This window comes from Kosakonia quasisacchari, assembly GCF_004331415.1.
In the GTDB taxonomy this organism is placed as follows: domain Bacteria; phylum Pseudomonadota; class Gammaproteobacteria; order Enterobacterales; family Enterobacteriaceae; genus Kosakonia; species Kosakonia quasisacchari.
The window spans coordinates 67,289-87,688 of record NZ_SJOP01000003.1 but is presented as its reverse complement, the minus strand read 5'-3'; the positions used below and the strand labels follow the sequence as shown (position 1 = coordinate 87,688).

11 protein-coding genes are annotated in these 20,400 nt (G+C 55.7%); 3 read left to right on the top strand and 8 right to left on the bottom strand.

Annotation, left to right across the window (positions count from 1 at the left end):
- Window positions 1-14 precede the first annotated feature (14 nt).
- From E0L21_RS04200 to E0L21_RS04165, 8 genes are all read right to left on the bottom strand, one after another.
- On the bottom strand, window positions 15-7,556 hold the full coding sequence (locus E0L21_RS04200; protein WP_131407057.1) for a Tc toxin subunit A-related protein: 7,542 nt from the start codon (window positions 7,554-7,556) through the stop codon (window positions 15-17).
- 593 nt (window positions 7,557-8,149) lie between these two features.
- A complete protein-coding gene (locus tag E0L21_RS04195) occupies window positions 8,150-8,674 on the bottom strand; it encodes a hypothetical protein (protein WP_131407055.1) in 525 nt (174 codons plus the stop codon).
- On the bottom strand, window positions 8,671-8,883 hold the full coding sequence (locus E0L21_RS04190; RefSeq protein ID WP_131407053.1) for a hypothetical protein: 213 nt from the start codon (window positions 8,881-8,883) through the stop codon (window positions 8,671-8,673). The genes E0L21_RS04195 and E0L21_RS04190 overlap by 4 nt, the downstream gene beginning before the upstream one ends.
- A 105-nt stretch (window positions 8,884-8,988) precedes the next feature.
- On the bottom strand, window positions 8,989-9,414 hold the full coding sequence (locus tag E0L21_RS04185; protein WP_131407051.1) for an immunity 26/phosphotriesterase HocA family protein: 426 nt from the start codon (window positions 9,412-9,414) through the stop codon (window positions 8,989-8,991).
- Window positions 9,411-13,553, bottom strand: a complete 4,143-nt coding sequence (locus tag E0L21_RS04180; protein WP_131407049.1) for an RHS repeat-associated core domain-containing protein — start codon at window positions 13,551-13,553, stop codon at window positions 9,411-9,413. The genes E0L21_RS04185 and E0L21_RS04180 overlap by 4 nt, the downstream gene beginning before the upstream one ends.
- A gap of 10 nt (window positions 13,554-13,563) precedes the next feature.
- Complete coding sequence (locus E0L21_RS25370) at window positions 13,564-13,692, bottom strand: hypothetical protein (RefSeq protein ID WP_020456137.1); 129 nt, start codon at window positions 13,690-13,692, stop codon at window positions 13,564-13,566.
- Window positions 13,689-15,242 (bottom strand): hypothetical protein, encoded by a 1,554-nt coding sequence (locus E0L21_RS04170; RefSeq protein WP_131407047.1) that lies wholly within the window; start codon window positions 15,240-15,242, stop codon window positions 13,689-13,691. Before E0L21_RS04170 ends, E0L21_RS25370 begins: the two co-directional genes overlap by 4 nt.
- 12 nt (window positions 15,243-15,254) lie before the next feature.
- Window positions 15,255-17,474 (bottom strand): type VI secretion system Vgr family protein, encoded by a 2,220-nt coding sequence (locus E0L21_RS04165; RefSeq protein WP_131407045.1) that lies wholly within the window; start codon window positions 17,472-17,474, stop codon window positions 15,255-15,257.
- 622 nt (window positions 17,475-18,096) lie between these two features.
- Here E0L21_RS04165 and E0L21_RS04160 point away from each other — a divergent pair.
- From E0L21_RS04160 to E0L21_RS04150, 3 genes are read left to right on the top strand one after another with little or no spacing between them, the layout of a single operon-like run.
- Window positions 18,097-18,792 carry an amino acid ABC transporter permease gene (locus E0L21_RS04160; RefSeq protein ID WP_131407043.1) on the top strand — a complete coding sequence of 232 codons (696 nt, stop codon included), beginning with the start codon at window positions 18,097-18,099 and terminating at the stop codon, window positions 18,790-18,792.
- Window positions 18,770-19,540 carry an amino acid ABC transporter ATP-binding protein gene (locus E0L21_RS04155; RefSeq protein ID WP_131407041.1) on the top strand — a complete coding sequence of 257 codons (771 nt, stop codon included), beginning with the start codon at window positions 18,770-18,772 and terminating at the stop codon, window positions 19,538-19,540. Before E0L21_RS04160 ends, E0L21_RS04155 begins: the two co-directional genes overlap by 23 nt.
- A gap of 22 nt (window positions 19,541-19,562) precedes the next feature.
- On the top strand, window positions 19,563-20,336 hold the full coding sequence (locus E0L21_RS04150) for an amino acid ABC transporter substrate-binding protein (RefSeq protein WP_131407039.1): 774 nt from the start codon (window positions 19,563-19,565) through the stop codon (window positions 20,334-20,336).
- The last annotated feature ends 64 nt before the right edge of the window (window positions 20,337-20,400 follow it).

Genomic DNA, 20,400 nt, shown 5'->3' with positions numbered 1-20,400 from the left:
TAAAAGACAGTGATTTAGCCGGTAATGGTGTAGCGGATATGCAGGATGATATTCTTCAGGCTGAGCAGCAGATCTTTTTGCTCGCCCGTCACATCCGGGAAACTGAGGGTCAGCGTGCCGCTGTCATCCACCGGGATCCCTTCGAACGGCAGCCAGCGCCCGTCATTAAAATCAAGCTGGAACTGGCCGCTGTCGTTCATGCCGTGCGACACCGCTTGCACATTGCACCCCTGTGGCAGCACCACGCTGCCCCCGTAGCTCAGCACCGCACGAATATTCTGGTAGGGGCCGATCAGCAACGGCAGCGTGACACCTACCTGTTTGATACGCCGCCGCGCGCCAAGCTCAGCCGGGTAGTTGCCGGCAATCTTCAGATCGGCGAGCTTCACGCTGGCCTTCAGTTGCCCGTCAGCTACCGACAGCGTGTTGCCCCCGCTGCCGGCGCTGCCTGAGCCGCTGCTCGCCAGCGCCGCAGCCTGCCCCGCAAGCGAGAATTCCCCACTCGGCAAGCTGCTGTAGAATTTTGCCAGCGACACGGTCTTGTTCACTTCCAGCATGCGCGCATCCTGCTCTATCCACGCCTGCGACATCCGCTCCAGCCCCAGCATCAGCGTTTCGCCCGCCATAAAGCCCAGCCAGTTACCCTGCCACGCCCCCGGTCTGATAAACGTCGTCGCTTCATCGTCGAAGTGCAGCTGCCACGCCCGCTGTGCCAGCAGGCAGCGCGTCAGCGCCGCGTCATAGAACTGGTAGTAAATTGTCGACAGCGTGCCGCGCAGCCAGCTGTACAGTGCCGGCCCGCTGAACTTGCCCTGCAGGTAATCCAGCTGCGCCTGCGTCTGTGCCAGCTGCGTTTCCACCACCGCTTTCTGCAGTGCCACCCCTTCACGCCGCACGCTCAGCGACGCCAGCTGCGCATCCACCTGTCTGATTTCAGACTCCGCGTTATCCCGCTGGATCCCCCATTCCTGGCGACGACGGCGATACATTTCCGACTGGGCAATCTTGTCCCCCGCGATGCGTTCGACATCGGCGGCAATCTGCACCCCCATGCCCGCCGCCGACAGCAGGGCACCGTAGCGCATGCCGCCATCAGCCAGGCCGTAGATGTTCGGCACCATGTCCAGCCCCGCTGCCACCATATGCAGGGCGGTGGCCGCCTCTGCCGTCACCGAGGAGGCCATAAGCAGGTTCATCGCCTGCGTCTCCCCGGCGTTGACGTTTTCGTCATACAACTGCCGGTAGCTGTCCCGCCGCTGTTCGGCGCCACGCCGGCTCACCTGCAGCGCCGCCTGGTCCGCGTCCAGCTCGGCCAGCATATGCTCCTGCACCTGAATGCTCTGGTCCAGCAGCGACACCCCCTGGGTCTGCAGCAGCACCGAGAGCGCCTCCGCGTCCTGCCGTTCGGTGATGGTCTGCAGGGTGGTGCCGAACTGAATAAGCTGGCTCACCACGCCCCGGGCGCTCTCCAGCAGCGTCGGGAAACGCAGCAGCGGCAGGGAAACCGCGGGCAGCGAATCGCCCCCGCCGGCCGCCGTTACCGCCGCACTCAGCAGCGCCGCCGGGCCCGCCGCCGCCGCATACACCGGCAGGTAGAGCGCCTGCCCGTCTATCGACAGGTTGTGGCGCAGGTTGTACAGCCGCTGGCGCAGCGTCTGCCAGTAGCCACTCAGTTTGCTGTTGAACTGCGGGTAGAACAGCCCCAGCAGCGAGTTCGCTGTCCGGGTTTCGGCCTCTGCCACGGATTCAGTGCGGATTTTGAGCAGCCCGAGATGGTAATCCTGCGCCAGCGTCTGGCTGGCGGCCGACCCCAGCACCGGGCTGGACCAGTTTCCCGGCCCCTGTACCAGTGCGTCATAGGGCTCATCGCCCAGCAGGTTCAGCGCCTGCTCGTACCACATTTTGGCTTCGTTCAGCGTGTCGCGCTCCAGCAGCCGGTAGGCCGCATCGCCGCGTGCTATCAGTAAATCCAGCGCCCGCATAAAGGTGGCGACCTTGTAGTGCATCGGGTCGGACTGGGCCACCGCGTCCGGGTCAACCGAATCCAGCGGGTCCGGGTTCCATGAGGTGTCCTCTTCCAGCGGGCGTACGTTCCACGTCCAGGGGGTCGGCGTGCCGTTACTGCTGTAGTAGCCGGCCGGGTTCCAGATGTACTTCATCCAGGTGGTGGCCTCGTCAAACTTGCTCTCCTGCAGCAGGCGCTGGCACACCATCGCCGGCACGTAGAAGAACATCTCCCAGAAATAAAGGGCGTTGGCACCGGTGAAATCCATCGGCTCGCTCTCGCTGCTTCGAATCAAAGAGATTAATCCCCGACTGCTGTCTGCGGTATCCTTCACATAGGCGCTGGCTGCACTGTCCCAGGTATAATTCTCCATCGTTTTATATGAGCTCATCCCGTTATAGTCGGAATACTCAACACCAATAAAAGATCGATTACTTTCACCGCCGGTTTTACTGGCATCATGCGGAAGAAAAATCGTAACGGTGGTATTTTTACCCTCTGAGACATATCCCGATGAAATAATATGTTGATCACGATCACCTGTATCGTCAGACGACCGCTCAATGCCCACCAGATATAATTTGTACCAGCCGTCCCCGTGCAATGCCTGGGTATATTTATCGAAGGTCACCGTAATATAGCTACCGGGGCCTAACCGGGGCTCCTGCAGTTGCTGAGTCTCCATCGACAGCACTGCGTCCAGCCCGAGATTGGCGCGGGCCACCAGCTGGCGGGCAAACAGCGTATTAACGCGCACGCGGTAAGCCCCACGCTGCAAATACTGCGCTCCGGTACCAGCACGCATAAGCGACATTTTCCGATCCTTACCCTGCTGGTAGAGGATCAGAGTGGCGTGTTGCGTTCCCAGCGACTGCCCAAACGTGTTTTTTGCCCACAGGGACAAATCGCACACCAGTTTCCCGTTCACAAATTCACTTATCGGAAATTTAGTGAATATGCCTTTAAAACTGTAGGTGGTATCCCAGTCCGGTGTGGCCATGCTGGAATTACCGGTTTTGTATTCAGAGTGTCCCGGTCTAGCAATGCTGAAACCCACATCCTGTGGATTGACCTTCGTTGAATAATTAATCTTGTTACTAAAGTGTTGTTGATAAACAACAAAAGCCTCTTCATAGCTGTATAGCCAACCACTTTCAGGCAACTGATATTCTAAAGTGGAAAACGACCATTCATTCCAGTAATAAGAATAATTAGCGGGGGGATTACGCACATATGTATCAATCTTATGATCCTGGGAAAAATAAACCATCGGCTCAACTAAATTGCGGCTCATTTTAATTAAGCCCCTCACAGCATTAGTGTGATCACTCTCAATACCATGAACACCCTCAATAACAACAAATCCTTCACCCGGCTCCAAACGATTGGCAAAAGTAAACGGGGTTTTATAAAAAGCATAAGTATGACCTACACCCTGTAAAGTTTTAATATAATCGATCCAGTTCCTCCGGTTATAACCAAAACTGCCGGAATTGAAGCCATTAAATATATATCTGACATTCACATCATAATAAACAGCGACTTCTTGTGTATCCACATTTAAAAAAGCGCCAGCGACTTTATAATTTCCGTTCATAATGGAAAGGGATTCATAACCCCATGCATACTCGAGTGGGCTGGCGGTATAAGTGACTTCCTGCACTAACAGCATATTAACCCGCCGTTCACTCTGCGTGTCGAACTGCTGCCAGATATAGCCACGGTAATTGTTCGCATTATTAAGGGTGGCTATTTCATGCTCCACCGAAATGGTTAAACCCGACACCGGCACAGTCAGGTTATCCGCCTCGCTGGCCGCCGGGCTGTAAAACAGCACCATTATCTTCGGGCTGTTGTCATTGCTGTTGGTACAGAACAGATGTTTCGATGCCAGCGCGCTGACATCCCCCGCCGGCAGATAATCCGACAGCTTGCCGAACAGCGGTGCGCTCCAGCTGCCGTCGTGGCGCAGGTACGAGAAACTCAGAAAATAGTCTTGTGACTCATTCACCGTGCCGTTGCTGCTGGTCGCCCCAGGGCGCTCCGTCACCCACACCACATACAGCCGGTCATTAAAGACCACCGGTCGCACCATGTTGTTGTACGCCGCGATACCCGTGCCGATTTCCAGCCACTCGCTCCACGCCGTCGCCGGGTACTTCCCGTCTGTCAGCATGGCCTGCTGCAGCGAGCGCCAGTAATATTTCTCCCCCTCATCCATGGACTTACCGATAAACCACGTCTTCCCTTCTTCCACGCTGGCGTTGTCGTGGTAGGCGCTGACAATGTCCAGGTTGGCGACCTTCTCAAACTGCGTCATATATCCTTTAAACGCATCCCCCACCGTGTCCGCACTCAGCTCACTCTGCCCGATGGTGTTCAGCATCGTGTCCATCATGCTGGTCTGCCCGGTCCGCACCGTCGGGTCGATATAGTTCTCCGGGTAGTACACCAGCTGCGACACCCCCGCCCACGTGCTGTAGCGACGGTTGTACCTCTCCCAGTCGGTGAAGAACTGCCGTGTCAGCACCGCCTGCTGCACCTCCGCCTCCTGGGCATTCCGGCAGCGGTTCACGTACAGCTGGATACTGGCAATGGCTTCCGCCACCCGCGTGGTCGTCACCTGCGACGACACCAGTCCGTCTATCAGCAGCCACGCATACAGCTGCTCCCGGTTGTCCACCCCGGCAATGCCCGACGTCTGAATGTGGTAGCTGCTCAGCGCCGCGCTGGTCAGCTCCTCCAGCTGCTGCTGCAGTCTGACCGTCTGTTCCGCGCTCAGCCCCGCCTGCAGCTGGTTGCTCACCGCCTGCCAGGCCTCATACGACGGTGCACTGTCCCCGCTGATGTTCGTGTATTTCAGCGCCACCAGCGCCGCCGCCGTCGACGGCGTGCAGTTCAGCGCCGCGGCAAAATCCAGCCACTGCAGCGTCACGTCCAGCGTCTGCAGCGAGCGGATAACCCCGCCCGCACCGCTGTCCGCCAGCCCCAGCGCCTGAGCCGCCGCCTGCGGTGTGGCCCCCAGCGCCTGTGCCAGCAGGTCCGTGGTCAGCGTTCCCGCCGCCAGCGCCGCCAGCAGTTCCTGTGCGTAGTCCCCGGTCTGCAGGATGCGCCGGTTTGTCCGCCCCAGCAGGCGCAGCGACTCGATATCCAGCGGGATAACGCTCACCCCGTCCGCGAACCGCGCCGGCGTATCCATCAGCATCGCCAGCAGGTAGTCACTGATGTTCGTTTTACGCACCAGCAGCACCAGCTGCCCCAGCGCCTGGCAGAACGCCACCAGCTGCGCTGTCTCCGCCTCGCTGCGGTTATCCTTCAGCGCCAGCGTGACAAACGTCTTCACGTCCGTCCCGCCCGGTTTCAGCTGCTCCAGCCAGCGCAGGACACTCTCCGCCCTGCCCGACAGCTGCCCGGTGGCGGCAATCACCGGCGCCAGTGCGCTGATGAGCACGGACACCTCCGTATTCGCGTCCGCTGAATCCACCGCCCCGCGCACCGCCGCAATCAGGCTGCTGATTTCCGGCGTCAGCACCGTGCTGTGGCGCGCGGTCACCATCAGGTACAGTTCGCTCACCGTCCAGCCCAGCTGCGTCAGCCAGCGGGTGGTGCTGTGGACAAAGTTCACCAGCGTGGCAAAACTGTTCTCATCCAGCGCCGAGAGCGGCGTCTGCCCCCACGGCGACACCGACAGCAGCAGGCCAAGCTCCGTGGCCGTCAGGTGGTGCACATCGGCCAGCAGGTGTACCCGGTAGAGCAGCGCCAGGTTCTCCGCCGTCGCGCTGAAGGTCACACCCGCCCCCGCCGCCAGCTGCCACAGCGTTTTCAGGTCGGTGCCGCTCACGTGGAAACCGCGTTTAATCACGCTGGCGCGGAACAGGTGGTTCACGTCCTGCGAGTCCCAGTCCACCGCGGCACCGTCGGCGGTGAAACTCCGGTTACCGAGCGGCGGGGTGTTGAACAGGGTGGTGAACCCGCTGGCCTGCCCTTTCACCCCCACCGCACTGATACGCCCGCCCGCCAGCACCAGCGCATCCTCAAAACGCAGACCGTAGCGTTTCAGGTAGTAGTCACTGAGGAAACTCAGCCCGAGCATGCCGGTGTCAAACGGCTCGTCGCCGGGGTTGTTGTAAATCAGCAGGTACATCTGTTCCGGGGTGAAATGGCAGGCCTTATACAGGCGGATAATCTTGTTCAGGTACAGCAGGTACTGCTCAGGTGACAGGGCGTAAAGCTGAAAGGTGGCAGGTGCATACTTATAATCGTTTTGAGCATAACGATAGCGGGATATCCCAATGGTAACACCAGCAGCGACTTTCTCAGCCGGGATCGTCACCGGAATACTGATATGTTCATTCGACTGCGGTGTGAGCGTTCCTTTATATAAATCATAAGAATCTCCACCTGTTATCCCGATACGCACTTCCTCTGCGGTGGCAAAAACGGATTTAAAATTAAAATTCAGCAGATAGCTGTCCCCGCCCTGCGGCAGCAGCTCCATATAGTTGAGTGTATCGTGCAGCCCGCTGCGGACAATCTGCACCACCTGCCCTGCAGACGTGTCATCCCCCGCGACCAGCGTGGTCAGCATATTGTTGACGTAATACTGCACCGGCTCAGAAAAGTCATGGCTCGCCAGCAGCCCGGTTAAGGCCGAAAGCGCGTCAATGCTCACGTCGTAATAACCGGCCTGCATATAGATATTCGTCAATTTGTTAGCTGTTACGGAACCAAAGTTCTTCGCGTACAGCGCCGCAGCGGTATCCGCGGTGATCTCTTCCGTCAGTATGCGGTACAGCTCCGGGGAGACATCCGCCATAATCGCCAGCAGCGAGTTTAAATCCACCTGCTGCGCAATCGCCGGGCTTGCCGCCAGCGCGTCCAGCATCGGATCCTGCAGCAGGATCGCCTGCCGCGCACTCTCATACGCCAGGTGGTACGGCGTGGCGCCGGAGAAACGCCAGGTGGACAGTTTTTCCATCACCGCGTCGCTGTCCGTGCCTTCCCGGCTGACAATCGTGTCGAGCACAATGTCATTGGCGATCGACAGCGTGCTCACCTCCGCGTCCATGTTGTCCTGGCTCAGCGCCAGCCGGCTCAGGTCCGGGCGGCGGGTATCCAGATGCCGGGCATCGCCGGTGGTGTGCAGGTCGCGGGCTTCGCGGTAGAGCTCGGTCAGGTAACCGGCCGGCGAGAACATCGAGGCCACCGACCCCGGCGTGACGTACTGCTGCGCGCGGTTGCCAAACCAGGAGGTGTAGTCCCGCAGATGGCTGCTCCGGGCGATGCCCAGCCTGACCGCCCGGGTCAGCTGCGGATTGGCCCGGCTGAAGATACGCGCTTCGGCTTCGGTGTTTTTTTTCTGCGCGTCGCGGACCACCTGGTCGAGGAACCGGGCCTCGCCCCACGATAAAACATCCTGATAATTTTCCCAGATCTCGGCAAACGAGTTGGGCATCAGTGAGGCGAGCAGGGAATTTTCATCCACCGAACTGGAACGGGAGGTGTTGATTTTACTTAATATCGTTTCGGTATCGTAATAAGAATCGTACATAAGGTATCCCTCAACTTTTTAAATAGGGAAGATTGGTTTGATATAGATGAAAATTTACGTTGCGAGCAGCCACACCATCATTAATTAATGCTGGCGGATATAACCCCAGAGAAAGACACGCTGTTTTCAGCTTACCGGGATATGCTTTAAGGCGCTTCGAATACGCTTACAATGAATTACCGTTAAATAGCCTCGAAACAAAGCGGATAGAGAAATGCCCCGCTAGAGAAAGATGAAATACAGCGTAGGATATCCTTTCGCATCACTCCAGTGACGATACGCACGAGTCAAAATACGGAAAAAAAGTGATAAACGAGAGCATTTCAAGAGGATGAAAACACGAAACAATAAAAGATAGATGGCCCTTTAGAGTTTTATCCTGCCTTTTTTAAATAAAAAAACAGCCATAAACCGGATGTGAATTTTAAAGCTATATAAATACCTAGGATTTTTCATGAAAACATTAAAAAAACAAATAAGACAATTCACAAAAAATAAAAAACGACCAGGATTCTTCATGATCTTTTAGTGCAAAAATATATTTCACGAACAAAAACATATGAGAAAGAATATATCTTTCTCACTGAGAAAGGTTATTTAGCGAGGTGCTGATTGGTCTCATCTTTGCTGTGCGAGCAACTCTTTTTCATCGGGTAGAAGCTCACCCGTTGCAACGTCTTAGAAGTCAACGGCGGCTCCATGTTGCCATCGACTAAGCTACAGAATTTTATGATTTTTAGCGCAGCTATGCCCGGCACAAACTCAACGGAATCAACATCAGCCAGGAACAACTCTTCGATACTGTGGCTCTTCTCAAGGACAGCGAAATCCCGTAACGCTTTGCATTTTTCTATATAGCGATAGCGCGTGGAAAGATTATCCAGTTTATTCATTTCAGAAATAGCTTTTAAATTATGGCGATAAGTCAGACTTAACGACGATAGCGCCGGAGCGGCGATAATTCCCGCCAGGCTGGTTACTTTCGTTCTGCTGATCCGCAACGTTTTCAGCTTATTAAATTCATTAAAATCAATACTGGCTTTTAAATAGGGCATAGTCATTTTTTTGAAGTTGTCCATACTATAAAGGAGTGATAGATCGACACCTTTTAATTTCACATCATTAGTAAATTAATAATATAGAATGAGACAATCGTATCATTATTGATCAATGGCGATAAATCCGGATTTGCTGCGCTCGCTTTCGCAGGGTTGATTAATTTTAGTTGATCAAACTTTTTGCTTTCAGCGTACGAAATATCTTTAGCGAGTAAAGGAAAAGGAACGTCCAGTTCATGAGTATTTTCGTTATAGATAATATCTTTCATACATTATCTTTAGCAACGAGCCGCAGAGGTTAATGTATAAGCCACGCCAAATGAGATAAGTGTATTAAAAAGAAGTGAAGAGCAAAATCTTCACTTCTTTAGGGATCAATGTTGTGCCAGATATTGCTGTACCAGTTCGTTACCGGCAACGCCCATCACATTGAATTGCTTGTATTCGCTCTTATCAAGCACTCGGACGTACTCATCACCGTTGTACAAATGTCCAGCACTGTGGAATATTTTCAGCTCGTTTTTCCAGTCCGTCAGCGGGATATTGCCGATAATTTCCCACTCACCACTTTTGAGGCTATCAACCGCCGCAAAGATCACATTGGTCATGCCTCTTGAGTTTTTAAACTTCAGAAACTCATCGTGTTGCGGAATGCTTTTATCAGCCTGAATGCTCAGCACGCCAAATGCGAACGCTTTTTTAAAACGTCCTTTCAACGCACAGACGATCTGACATACGGCAAACCGACCATCGGCAGTTGGGATCAGAAAGATATCACCTTCCTGGTATTTTTGACTCATATGCTACCCCTTATGACAGACAGCGCGTCTTGTAAGATTTCTTTACCCCATGCTGAGCTATCGCCAGCGATTTTATAGGTGGGTGCGTTTTTATTTCCGGGGCGGTAAGACCGGATATCATTCAATAAATTTGTTAAAGGATTCATCGATTTAGCGCCACCATGCATACCAATAAGTTTTTCTTCCAGATATTTAGCTTCAGCTTTGGTTAAGTTGTTGTCAAAAATGATCAGCTGTTCCAGATGCGATTTACCCGGCGTTTTTGCATGGGCGTTTAAACGGGTTGGCGCATCACCGCGCCCAACGTAACGGATTTTGCCATTCTCGTGCAGAATATATAACCCTTGCCCTTTGGCGCGGTTGTATTTCTTCTTCGAGCCACCTGGCGCGCGCGTCGACGGCAGACCCAGGCAGCGCTGCAAGCCGAGCGGATCGCTCCATGCCAGCGGATTTGGCGCGTATTGATACACGCTAACCCCCGCCACCATACCCACGGGATCCTGGCTGATATAAGCCGCAATATTCGGGTCGTAATAGCGGTAGCGGTTGTAGTGCAGCCCGGTTTCGGTGTCGTAATACTGCCCCTGAAAACGCAGCGGGTTGTCAATGCGGCTGGCGTAAACCTCTCCTTTCTCGCCCCAAATGCCGCTTTTCTCCGACCAGACAATCTCCCCTTGTGGCGAGGTCAATCTGACCGGCGCACCGTTGGGATCGCAGTGATAGTGCCAGCTCTGCTTTTCTCCCCTTTCTTGCGTCAGTAGCGCCAGCGGCCAGAAGCTGTCCGGGTAGTAGATATATTCCCGCATCTCATTAAAGAGTTTGGCCTGCGCTTTCTGCCGCTTTAACCTGCCGCCGGTATCGAAAATACTGAGCGCGGCCAGCGGCTCCTGTTGTCTAGTGACGGTTTCCCCCGCCAGCACATCATCCTGCCAGTAGAACCAGCGAGTTTCGCTCGCCGCCTGCTTGAATACCCGTCGACCCAGGCCGTCATAGCCATAGCGCACCAGGCTGTCGCCTTTACGCACGGCGATCAACTGGCGGTTGTCATCCCAGACAAAATCCTCTTTTTCGCCTTCACTCTGGCTATCCCGGCGTTGACGTAACTCGCCAGCACGGTCAAACACATAGCGCACGCCGTGGTGAATGCCTTCGCGAAACCAACCGCCCGCGCTGTCATTCACCTCATGCGTTTGCGTCTGCAATTGATTACCGGCGGCATCCTGCACAAATTGTCGCAATGCGCCATCGGGTGCCGTGTGCGCCGTCAACCGCCCCACCGGATCGTAACTGTAGCGATCGCTGCCCCACAGGCTATCTTCCCGTAACGTCAGATTCCCGGCGCGATCGTAAGCAAACCCACTGGCGAACAGCGGCAAATCCTGTTGCAACACCTGCTGGGTACTCAGCCGCCCAAGCCTGTCGAAACTAAAGGTACGCAGGACATCGGCGGAGAGCTGCTCGCTCACACATCGCCCGGCCTCGTCGTAGGTGAACAGAATGGGCGCATCGTCGTTAAGCTGTATCTGACTTAGCCGCTCATGCGCATCGAGGTGGTAACGCACCTGGTGACCACTGTCGCTTTCGCGTTTGATCAGCACACCACGTGCGTTGTAACCGTAGCGCAGTTGAAAACCATCCTGCTCTTCCAGCAGGACACGCCCGGCATCGTCATAGCGCCAGCTCAGCCGCCGCCACGGGTTTTCACACAACACCATCCGTCCGCAGGGATCGTAATGGTATTTAACCTGTAACGTGTCGCCGCTGCGCCGCTCCGTCAGCCGTCCCCTTTTGTCATAGCCGTAACGCACTTCGCGACCCAGCGGATCCTCGCGACTTATCAACCGGCTGGCCTTATCCCAGCCGTAACGCGTCACCTGCCCCCAATAATCATGCTCTTCCGTTACCCGTCCGAGCGCATCGCGCGTCAGTTGCCAGCGTTGGCCATTTTGATTGACCACCGTCACCAGACGATCTTCCGCATCATAGAGGAAGCTCAGCGTCGCGCCGTCCGGGGTTTCGCAGGCCGTCAGCATGCCGCTGCCGTTATAGCGAAGCTGCGTAGTTCGCCCCTGCTCATCGGTGTAACTTACCGGGTCATCTTCTCGATCGTAGACAACGCGTATTTCCCCGCCTGCCGGATCGGTTGTCGCCACCAGCCGGTCTTTGCTGTCCCAGTGAAAACGGGTTACCCCCCCGCTTGCGTCAATACGCTCCAGCAGCGTTCCACGTACCGAGTGGCGAAGCTGGAGCGCGCCCGCGCCAGCCTGTTCAATCCGTTGCGGAAAGCCATAACGATCATACTGGTAGCGCGTGGGCGAAACACCGGGCACATTCGCCGCACAAAGCTGCCCAAACGCGTCGTACTGATAATTCGTGGCAACACCGGTGGGATCGATTTCGCGGGTAAGATTACCGGCCTCGCTGTATTCCGAGCGCCAGACCGCGCCTTTCTCATCGGTAAGCGCCAGTAATTGCCCGTCATTGTCATAAACCGCCTGAATCACGCAACCATCGGGCATCTGTTCGGCGGTCATGCGCCCCTGTTCGTCATACTCCCAGCGATGAGTCGCGCCATCCGGCTCTGTCACTTCAACCGTGCGGCCAACATCGTCATAGCGGAATACGGTGTTACCACCCAGCGGATCGATTTCCGAGACTGGCAGGCCATTTTCGTCAAAGGTAATACGCGAAACAGCGCCCAGCGAGTCGGTGACCTCCACTTCGTTGAGCAGCGCATGGTACGCAAAGTGATAATCCCAAACTCCGCCATCACCCCAGGCGTGGATAACCTGCCAGGCCTCGTTGTACTGGTAGTGAAACCCTTGTCCGTTGCGATCAACATGGCTGACCATACGGCGCTGTTGATACGCAAAACGACGCGGATGCGACAGCGCATCGATCTCCGCGCTCAACTGGTTGTCGTGATCATACTCGTAACGGGTCAATGGCGAGATCTCGCCATCCAGCGCATTATGCAGACGCAGAATATGCAGACGGTTTCGCTCTTGCGTGACGAGGATGTCGCGCCCGGTCATCCCGGCATGGGTGAACTCGCGAATTTGCCGAAGCTCGCCCTCTTCCCGCTCAAATCGCCAACCGTTACCGCTCCGATCGACAATCTCGCGAATCGGCAGCGCGCCTTGCTTACCGCTAAAGTGCAACAGCGAGCCACTTTCCTGATCCACTACCCACAGCACCTCGCCAGCACGAGTTTCCCGCCACAAGCGGCTGCCCTCAGGCAAACCGTTAATGGCATGTTCGCGCCCGTCGTTCTGCGGTAGCGCGGCAAACAGCGTCATCCCTTCCGGCTGCGTCAGCATCGCGACGCCCTCTTCCGCCAGCACATCGAGGCGGATATCTGCCGGGGTTGACCAGCCAAAACCGCACAGCCCTTCGACCTCAATATCAGCCGAGGAATAGCTCCGCGCCCACGCCAGCGGCAGACGGCCCGCTAACAGGAAATCCTGTTGTTCCAGGCTGACGCTGCCATCGCGGATGTCCACCGGTTCAGCGCGCAGCACGCGGCATTTGAGGAAGCCGGAGTCCATATTACGAAACAGCTTCTGGCGCAGCTTGCGAAAGCGGCGCATAAACAGCCGCCACTTCGGCGTTTTCTTCAGTTTCTTGAAGCCCTTACCCAGCCCGCTTAACCCGGCGCGCATTAGCAGCGCCATCAGGTTGATGGTCGGCGGGCCGCCAACCACCACGTTATTGGGAATGGCGAGGTTAAAGGTGAGCGGTAGCGTCAGAGAGAGCGGTTTGGGTTTTGTGGCGCGCTTGAGGCGAAAAGGCGGCACCAGGCCAATAATGTTGCAGCTCAACACCGGCATGCCGATGCGCGAGAACGGCTCGCCATCCACCGAGACGGTTTTGCTGCCCATAAACAGCTCGTCTTCAATCTGTGGGCCGCCCGGTGCGCGCAGCGGCGGCACCCACACACCGCCGACCGGAATATGCACCGCGATGCCGCCCGTTCCTGCACTCGCGCGCTTGATGCTGTTGACGTGCACCGTGGTGCCAATCAGCGGCAGGTAATCGAACACGTCAAAAACAATGCCGATATGCGGCGTTGGCAGCGGCCACGGGTAGGTATGAATATCCAGCCCGAGCTGCGGGTCGAAGTGCGCGCCGGAGTGCATAAGTCTGGCCTCAGAACATGGCGCGCAGTAACGCGCGCAAGAACGTTCTAACCTCTGTCGCCAGCTCGCTATCTGAAAGACTTAAAAACAGCAGCGCGAGCAGCGTGACGACAACAATAATAATGATGCGATTTTTCATAGCGGGTTGCTTCCTGCAGTGTCAGATAACGATGCGTCATGGTTGCCCCAATCGGGCAGCTTTTGCCACTCGCCAGGGGGCGCATCAAAGGGGTGAGCGATCTCCGGCAGGCCATTCCAGTGCGGGTGCAATTTCTCCCGCGCCAGCCGGATAACGCGGCGAAAACTGTCATCACCGCGACGAATCAGGTTTTCCCGCGCCTCGCGGATCACGGTAAACATGGCTTCAAGTTGTAACTGCAAGCGGCTTTCAGCCTGCTTAACCTGCGCAACGGTCGGCTCAGCGGCGAGCCCCGCTTCCGCCAGTTGGATCAGCCGCTGTTTTTCACGTTGCCAGCGGGCGGCGCAGGCTTCGAGCGCCTCGGTGCGACGCTTATCGTGCATACGCAATAAATCCTGAAACACCAGCGGCAGCGTGGTCTGGCTGCGTTCGGGCAGCGGCACGCTTTCCGCCGCCTGCACGGCGCGCGCGTACTCCTCCATCGCCGTCGGTCGATGTCCAGCGAGCCAAAGGCAAAAACCGGACATCCGCCAGCCTTCCATTTCAAATACCGGATGGGGAATAGCCTGCGCTTCCAGCGCCGCCTGGCGATACCCTTTCGCCGCTTGCAGATGGTCTTTCTTCGCGAACCACGCGCCTGCTTCACCGAAGGTGCTTTGTGTACGCAACTGCCCTTTCAGCGCCGGATCAGGGATCTCACCAGAGAGGTTTTGCGCCTGCTGGTAGTGGGTGACGGCCTGCGCATGGTCGCCGCCTTTTAGCCAGCCGCCGGCAATCAGGTTGTGCATCATCGCTTGTTGATCCGCCCAGCCGCGCCGCTGCGCAATGCTCAGCGCCAGTTCGCCGCGCGCGGCGACTTGTACGGCACTGCCTTTTTCCAGCAGTAGCATCGCGTCAGCAAGGTAGCGGCGAAACAGCAGCCGGTCGGCATCAGTGTCCGTCTGCTGCTGCGCGGTTTGGTGCATCACCCGCATGCCATCCACTTCGTCAACAATCAGCCGCACCTCGCGCGGATGCGCCTCATATAACGGCTGCCAAATCGGTTGCTCCAGCGTATCAATCAGCAGCAAACGCGGGGCGTCCGCGACCTGTTCCAGCCAGCCTTGCAGCCAGCGCGTTAGCGCGCTTTCATCGCTGACGCCGGAGGGTTTAAGCACCAGCACCAGGTAACGGAGATCCTCGGCGAAAGCCTGCGCGAAGCTCTGCAACAACGTGTTCAGTTGCGCCGGGGAGTAACAGGGCAGATAGGGTTCTGCGTTCCAGGCAGCGGCATTTTCGGTGGCTTCGTACTGCTCAGCGAATTCGCGCCCCAGCGCGGCGCTGTAGCCATAACCGGTTTCAAAAGGAGTATTCAGCCCAAGAAACAGATCCGGCAATGTACGGCCTTCGGGATGCTGTTGCAGGGCGATAAAGGCATCCAGCAGCGATTCGCCGCCTGCCGGAACGCGCCAGATAAACAGACGGGTACGTGCGGCGTTCTCGCTGGCGTCCAGCCAGCTTAGCTCCAGCTCGCTCATCACTTTCTCTGTGGGGTTCTTTACCGCGCTCATTGAGTGTCCTTATCAGGCGTTAAGCTCGATTTTCTTGCCATTGACCATCACGCCCGCCGCGTTAATGGTGATGGTCGAGCCGCCCGCCGTGATCTCCACACTGCCGTTGCCAATCAGAATGCCGCTTTCGCCGACGTTGATCTGAAAGGTATCCGTTGCGCTGTCTGCCACGCTGCCCTGCGTAAAACGGGTGTCGCCGCCGGTAATGCTCAGCGTGCGTCCGGCACCGATATTCACCTCTTGCTTTTGCACCACCGTGCGCACTTCACTGCTGCTGACGGTGACATTGCGGTTGCCGGTCACTTCCAGCGTCTGGTTACCGGTCACTTGCACGGTGCGGTTTTGCTGCACGCTCACTTTTTCGTTGCCCTGCACGGTGCGGGTTCTGTCCTGCACCACGGTCAGCGTCTGGTTGCCTTGCACGGTGCCAGTGTTGTTGCTCTTCACCGTGGTGATGTGGTTGCCGGTAATGGTTTCATCGCGATTTTGATCGACACTGAGGGTTTCATTGCCTTTCACGCTTTCCGTGCGGTTCTGCTGCACGGTGGTGGTTTCGTTACCGTTGATGGTTTTGCTGCGATCCTGGCCGATGGTGACGGTTTCATTGCCGTCCACCGTGCGGGTGCGGTTCTGTTTGATATGGCTGGTTTCGTCTTTGCCCACGGTTTTGGTGCGGTTGCTGCCAACATCATGGGTTTCGTCGTTTTCGACTTCGGTATCCATGTTGCGCTCGGCGTGCAGCCAGAGTTGTTCTTCCCCGGCTTTATCTTCAAAGCGCAGGGCGTTGGCGTTATCCGGCGAGCCATCTTTCGAACGGCTCATAAAGCCCATCTGCGTGGCCGCCGCCGGCAGCGCCCACGGCGGCATGCTGGCTTCGTTATAAACGCGGCCAATGATTATCGGCCTGTCCGGTTCGCCGTTAATAAAATCGACCACCACTTCGTCGCCCACCCGCGGGATCTGCACGCCGCCGTAGCCCTGGCCTGCCCACGCGCTGGAGACGCGCACCCAGCACGAGCTGTTCTCATCGCCCTGGCTTTGCCGATCCCAGTGGAACTTCACCTTCACGCGGCCATATTTATCGGTCCAGATCGACTCGCCTTGCGGCCCGACCACGCGCGCCGTTTGCGGGCCATAGGTGCGCGGCCAGTCGGTGACCGATGCCGGGCGAAAAGGCGTTGTCGCCGGAATGACGGTAAAGGCGATGTTGTGCTGTGAGCTGAATGGCCCGCCGGAGGCGTACTGATTTTCTTCAAACGCATACTGTGCGCCAATCACCAGCCACTGGGCGTTATCGGCGAAGTTGGGCGCATTGGTAAGCCGAAAGAGATGGCCGGGTGCGATGCCGGTCGCGGTGCCGGAACCTTGCATTTGCTGTTGCTCCGCTTGCCAGGCCTGCTGGCGAATACGCGCGTACGATTCACCGTCGCCGTGCTCAACAAAGCGGCCAGGCCAGTCATAAACATCAATTTTCCCTGGGCTTGGCGAAACGGGGTTTTGCAGGGTTTGCAGCATCCAGGCGTGCGGTTTGCGAAAATCGTAATCATCGGTGCTGTACAGGCCCGGCGTAACAACATGGCGCGCCAGTAACTGGCTGACGCCCTCTTCATTGACTGCGCCGCCGCCAGCTTGCGCGTGCCAGGGGATGGTGTCGTAACCGGGAAAAGCCTCGGCCTGCGAGTAGTCGTCCATCAGCACCAGCGTGTGGCCCTCTTTGCTGTGACGAAACAGGTAGCTGATGCCTTCCAGTTCCAGCAAACGGCTGATGAAGTGGAAGCTACTTTCGCCATACTGCACGCTGTAATCCCATTGGCGATAGCTGCGCGTCAGTTTGTCTTCAATCCTGACGTTGTATTCAGAAAACAGCGTTTTGGCGATATCCGGCACGCGCTGCTGCTGGAAAATGCGGAAGTTGCGATCGCGCATCATCGGCCAGAAATCGGGTTCCAGCGTCGCCTGATACGCCGCGTACTGCGTGCCATCCAGCTCTTCGGTACGCACCGAAACGGCGGTCACTTTCCCGGAAAGGTAGCGTTCGCTGCCAGGCATCTGGCACGGGATCACCACTGTCATCTCCTGCCCGAGCAGTGTTTGCCGATCAAGGGTGAAGTCTTTGCTCAGCAGGTCGACCTGAAAACGAAAAGGGGCAGAAAGGTTCTCTTCCCCTTTCAATTTCCAGAACAGGAGCGAATCACTGCCAATGGATGACAGGACGGTTATCCGGTTAACCATACGTATTCCTTGGTAGCGGCGGCGGATATTTCGGGAGAAAACGATTTGCGAGAAATCATTCAAAAGAAACTTATACGCGCGCGTATTATTTACTAACAACCCATGATTACGATTAATATTATCTGGAGTTCATAAAATCGACAGTTAAATACAGATAAGAATTGTCTTATTTTGCAATGAAAATAATAAGTCATTTAAAATCAAACCAATGTAAATTGCCACAATAAAAAAATGGACTTGAGGTTATTCGATTCAGCTAACAATAAATAATCACGCATCATATATCCTTTTATTTTTCGCATTATCATCCTAAGTGAAATTGGCGTTTTTTAATTAAAATATGCGTGCGTTTATCTTCCTGTTTTAACCCCGGCGTACGCCCTGCCATCCACCGCCGCCGATTTACGGTTTCACACCAGCACGCGTCCCCTCGCCTGCCCGCTGTCGGGCAGCCAGAGGCCTTTAGCACATTTGCGCATATTCTTATCCGGATATATTGGTTTTCGCCGCAGGTGCAACGAATATAATCCGCTTTAATACGGTAGCAGAATGAATAAATGAAATATTAACATAGCATTCTGCCAGCTTTTTCTGGCAATCAGCAATGTGCGGAAGGTGTGTAGTGCCGACATGGTTACCCTTAGCGATCGACTCATTCTGGCCAATGCTTTCCGCCGGGTTGAAATTTACCATTCCCTTAACGTTAAGCGCATTTATTCTTGGTTTGGCGCTCGGCTTTATTGTGGCGTTATTGCGTTTATATGGCCCTGAATTTTTAAAACCAATAGTCAGATTTTACGTCTGGTTAATTCGCGGCACGCCACTATTAGTACAGCTTTTTTTAATTTTTTACGCGTTACCCAGCGCAGGAATAACTATCGATGCGTTTCCAGCAGCGGTGATTGGTTTTACGGTAAATATTGGTGCTTATACCTCGGAAGTGATCCGCGCCACGCTGCTCGCCGTGCCTAAAAACCAGTGGGAAGCCGCGCATGCCATCAGCATGACCTGGGCGCAGTCGCTACGGCGCATTATTCTGCCACAGGCCGCGCGCATCGCCGTGCCACCGTTATCGAATACCTTTATCTCGCTGGTAAAAGACACCTCGCTGGCCTCGGTAATCACCGTACCGGAGATGTTTCTCGCCGCGCAGCAAATTGCCGCCGTGACTTACGAACCGTTAATTTTATATAGCGAGGCCGCGGTGATTTATCTCTTATTTAGTTCTGTCTTATCGCATTTACAAGAGAAGCTGGAACGGAAATTAGCCGGCACCACTGTTAAGGAGCGAGCAAATGATAACGCTCTGCAACATTGAAAAAAGTTTTGATAATCATCGGGTGCTGCAAAATATTCATTTAACGGTGGCAGAAGGCACTGTCACCGCTTTAATTGGCCCCTCCGGCAGCGGGAAAAGTACGTTATTGCGCTGTATTAATTTGCTGGAAATTCCCCAGTCCGGGGAATTAACCATCGGCAAAGAAGAAATGGTATTTACGCGAGGCGCGCGCATTAAAGGCCAGGATATTCGCCGGATGAGCCGCCAGACCGGAATGGTTTTTCAAAACTTTGCGCTATTTCCGCATATGACCGCCCTCGACAACATTACCGAGGGGCTTATTACGGTGCATAAATGGGACCGCGAGCGGGCCCGCAAACGCGGCGAGGCGCTGCTGGAGAAAGTCGGCATGCTGCATAAACGTAACGCGCTGCCGAATACGCTTTCCGGCGGTCAGCAACAACGCGTGGCGATTGCCCGCGCGCTGGCACCTTCGCCTGCGGTGTTGCTATGCGATGAGCCGACCTCGGCGCTCGACCCGGAACTTTCCGGCGAGGTGGTCGCCGTTCTGCGCCAACTGGCGAACGAGGGCACCACGATGATTATGGCCACCCACGATCTGCGCTTAGCGGCCCATATCGCAAGCCAGGTGGTATTTCTCGAAGCCGGAGAGATTGTCGAAACGGGCAGCGCCAGCACCCTTTTTTCACAGGCGACGAAACCGCGAACCACGGAATTCATCGCCTCTTTAAGCACAGCGTTTTCGGATATCGAAGCGCATCAATAACAATATTTACGGGGTAACGCAGATGAAGGCATTCGCAACACTGGTGGTCGCAGGGGTTTTGCAACTGGGCTTTGCTCACGCGGCACAGGCGCAGGATGAGCTGGCAAAAATTCAATCCGCCGGGGTGTTAAAAATTGGCACCGAAGGGACTTATCCGCCGTTCACTTTTCATAACGCCGCCGGCAAGCTGGAAGGGTTTGATGTCGAAATTGGTCAGGAGATCGCTAAGCGCCTGAAAGTAAATGCCCAGTTTGTTGAAGGCAAATGGGATGGCCTGATCGCCGGTATCGACGCCAACCGCTACGACGCGGTGATAAACCAGGTGGGCATTACGCCGGAACGCCAGAAAAAATATGACTTCTCCGAGCCGTATATCGCCTCTAAAGCGGTGCTGATCGTTAACAGCAAAAACACGGCAATCACCCGTTTCGAGGATTTAAAAGGCAAAAAATCCGCCCATACGCTGACCAGCAACTATGCGCAGATCGCCCGCAAATATGGCGCGGAGATCGTTGCCACCGACGGCTTTAACCAGTCTGTGGATTTGGTGGTGCAGGGCCGCGCCGATGCGACCATCAACGACAACCTGTCATTCCTGGATTTCAAAAAACATAAACCAGACGCGCCGGTGAAAATTGTCGCCACGCAGACTGACGCAGAGAAATCCGGCGTGTTGTTCCGTAAAGGCAACCCGCAACTGAAAGCCGCCATTGATAAAGCCCTGGAAGAGATCAAAGCCGACGGCACTTATCAACGCATCTCGCAGAAATACTTCGGCGCGGATGTGTCGAAGTAGTGCGGAGTCGCTGAATGGTAAAACCCCGCAACGCGGGGTTTTTTATGCCGCTGGCGCCAGGTCA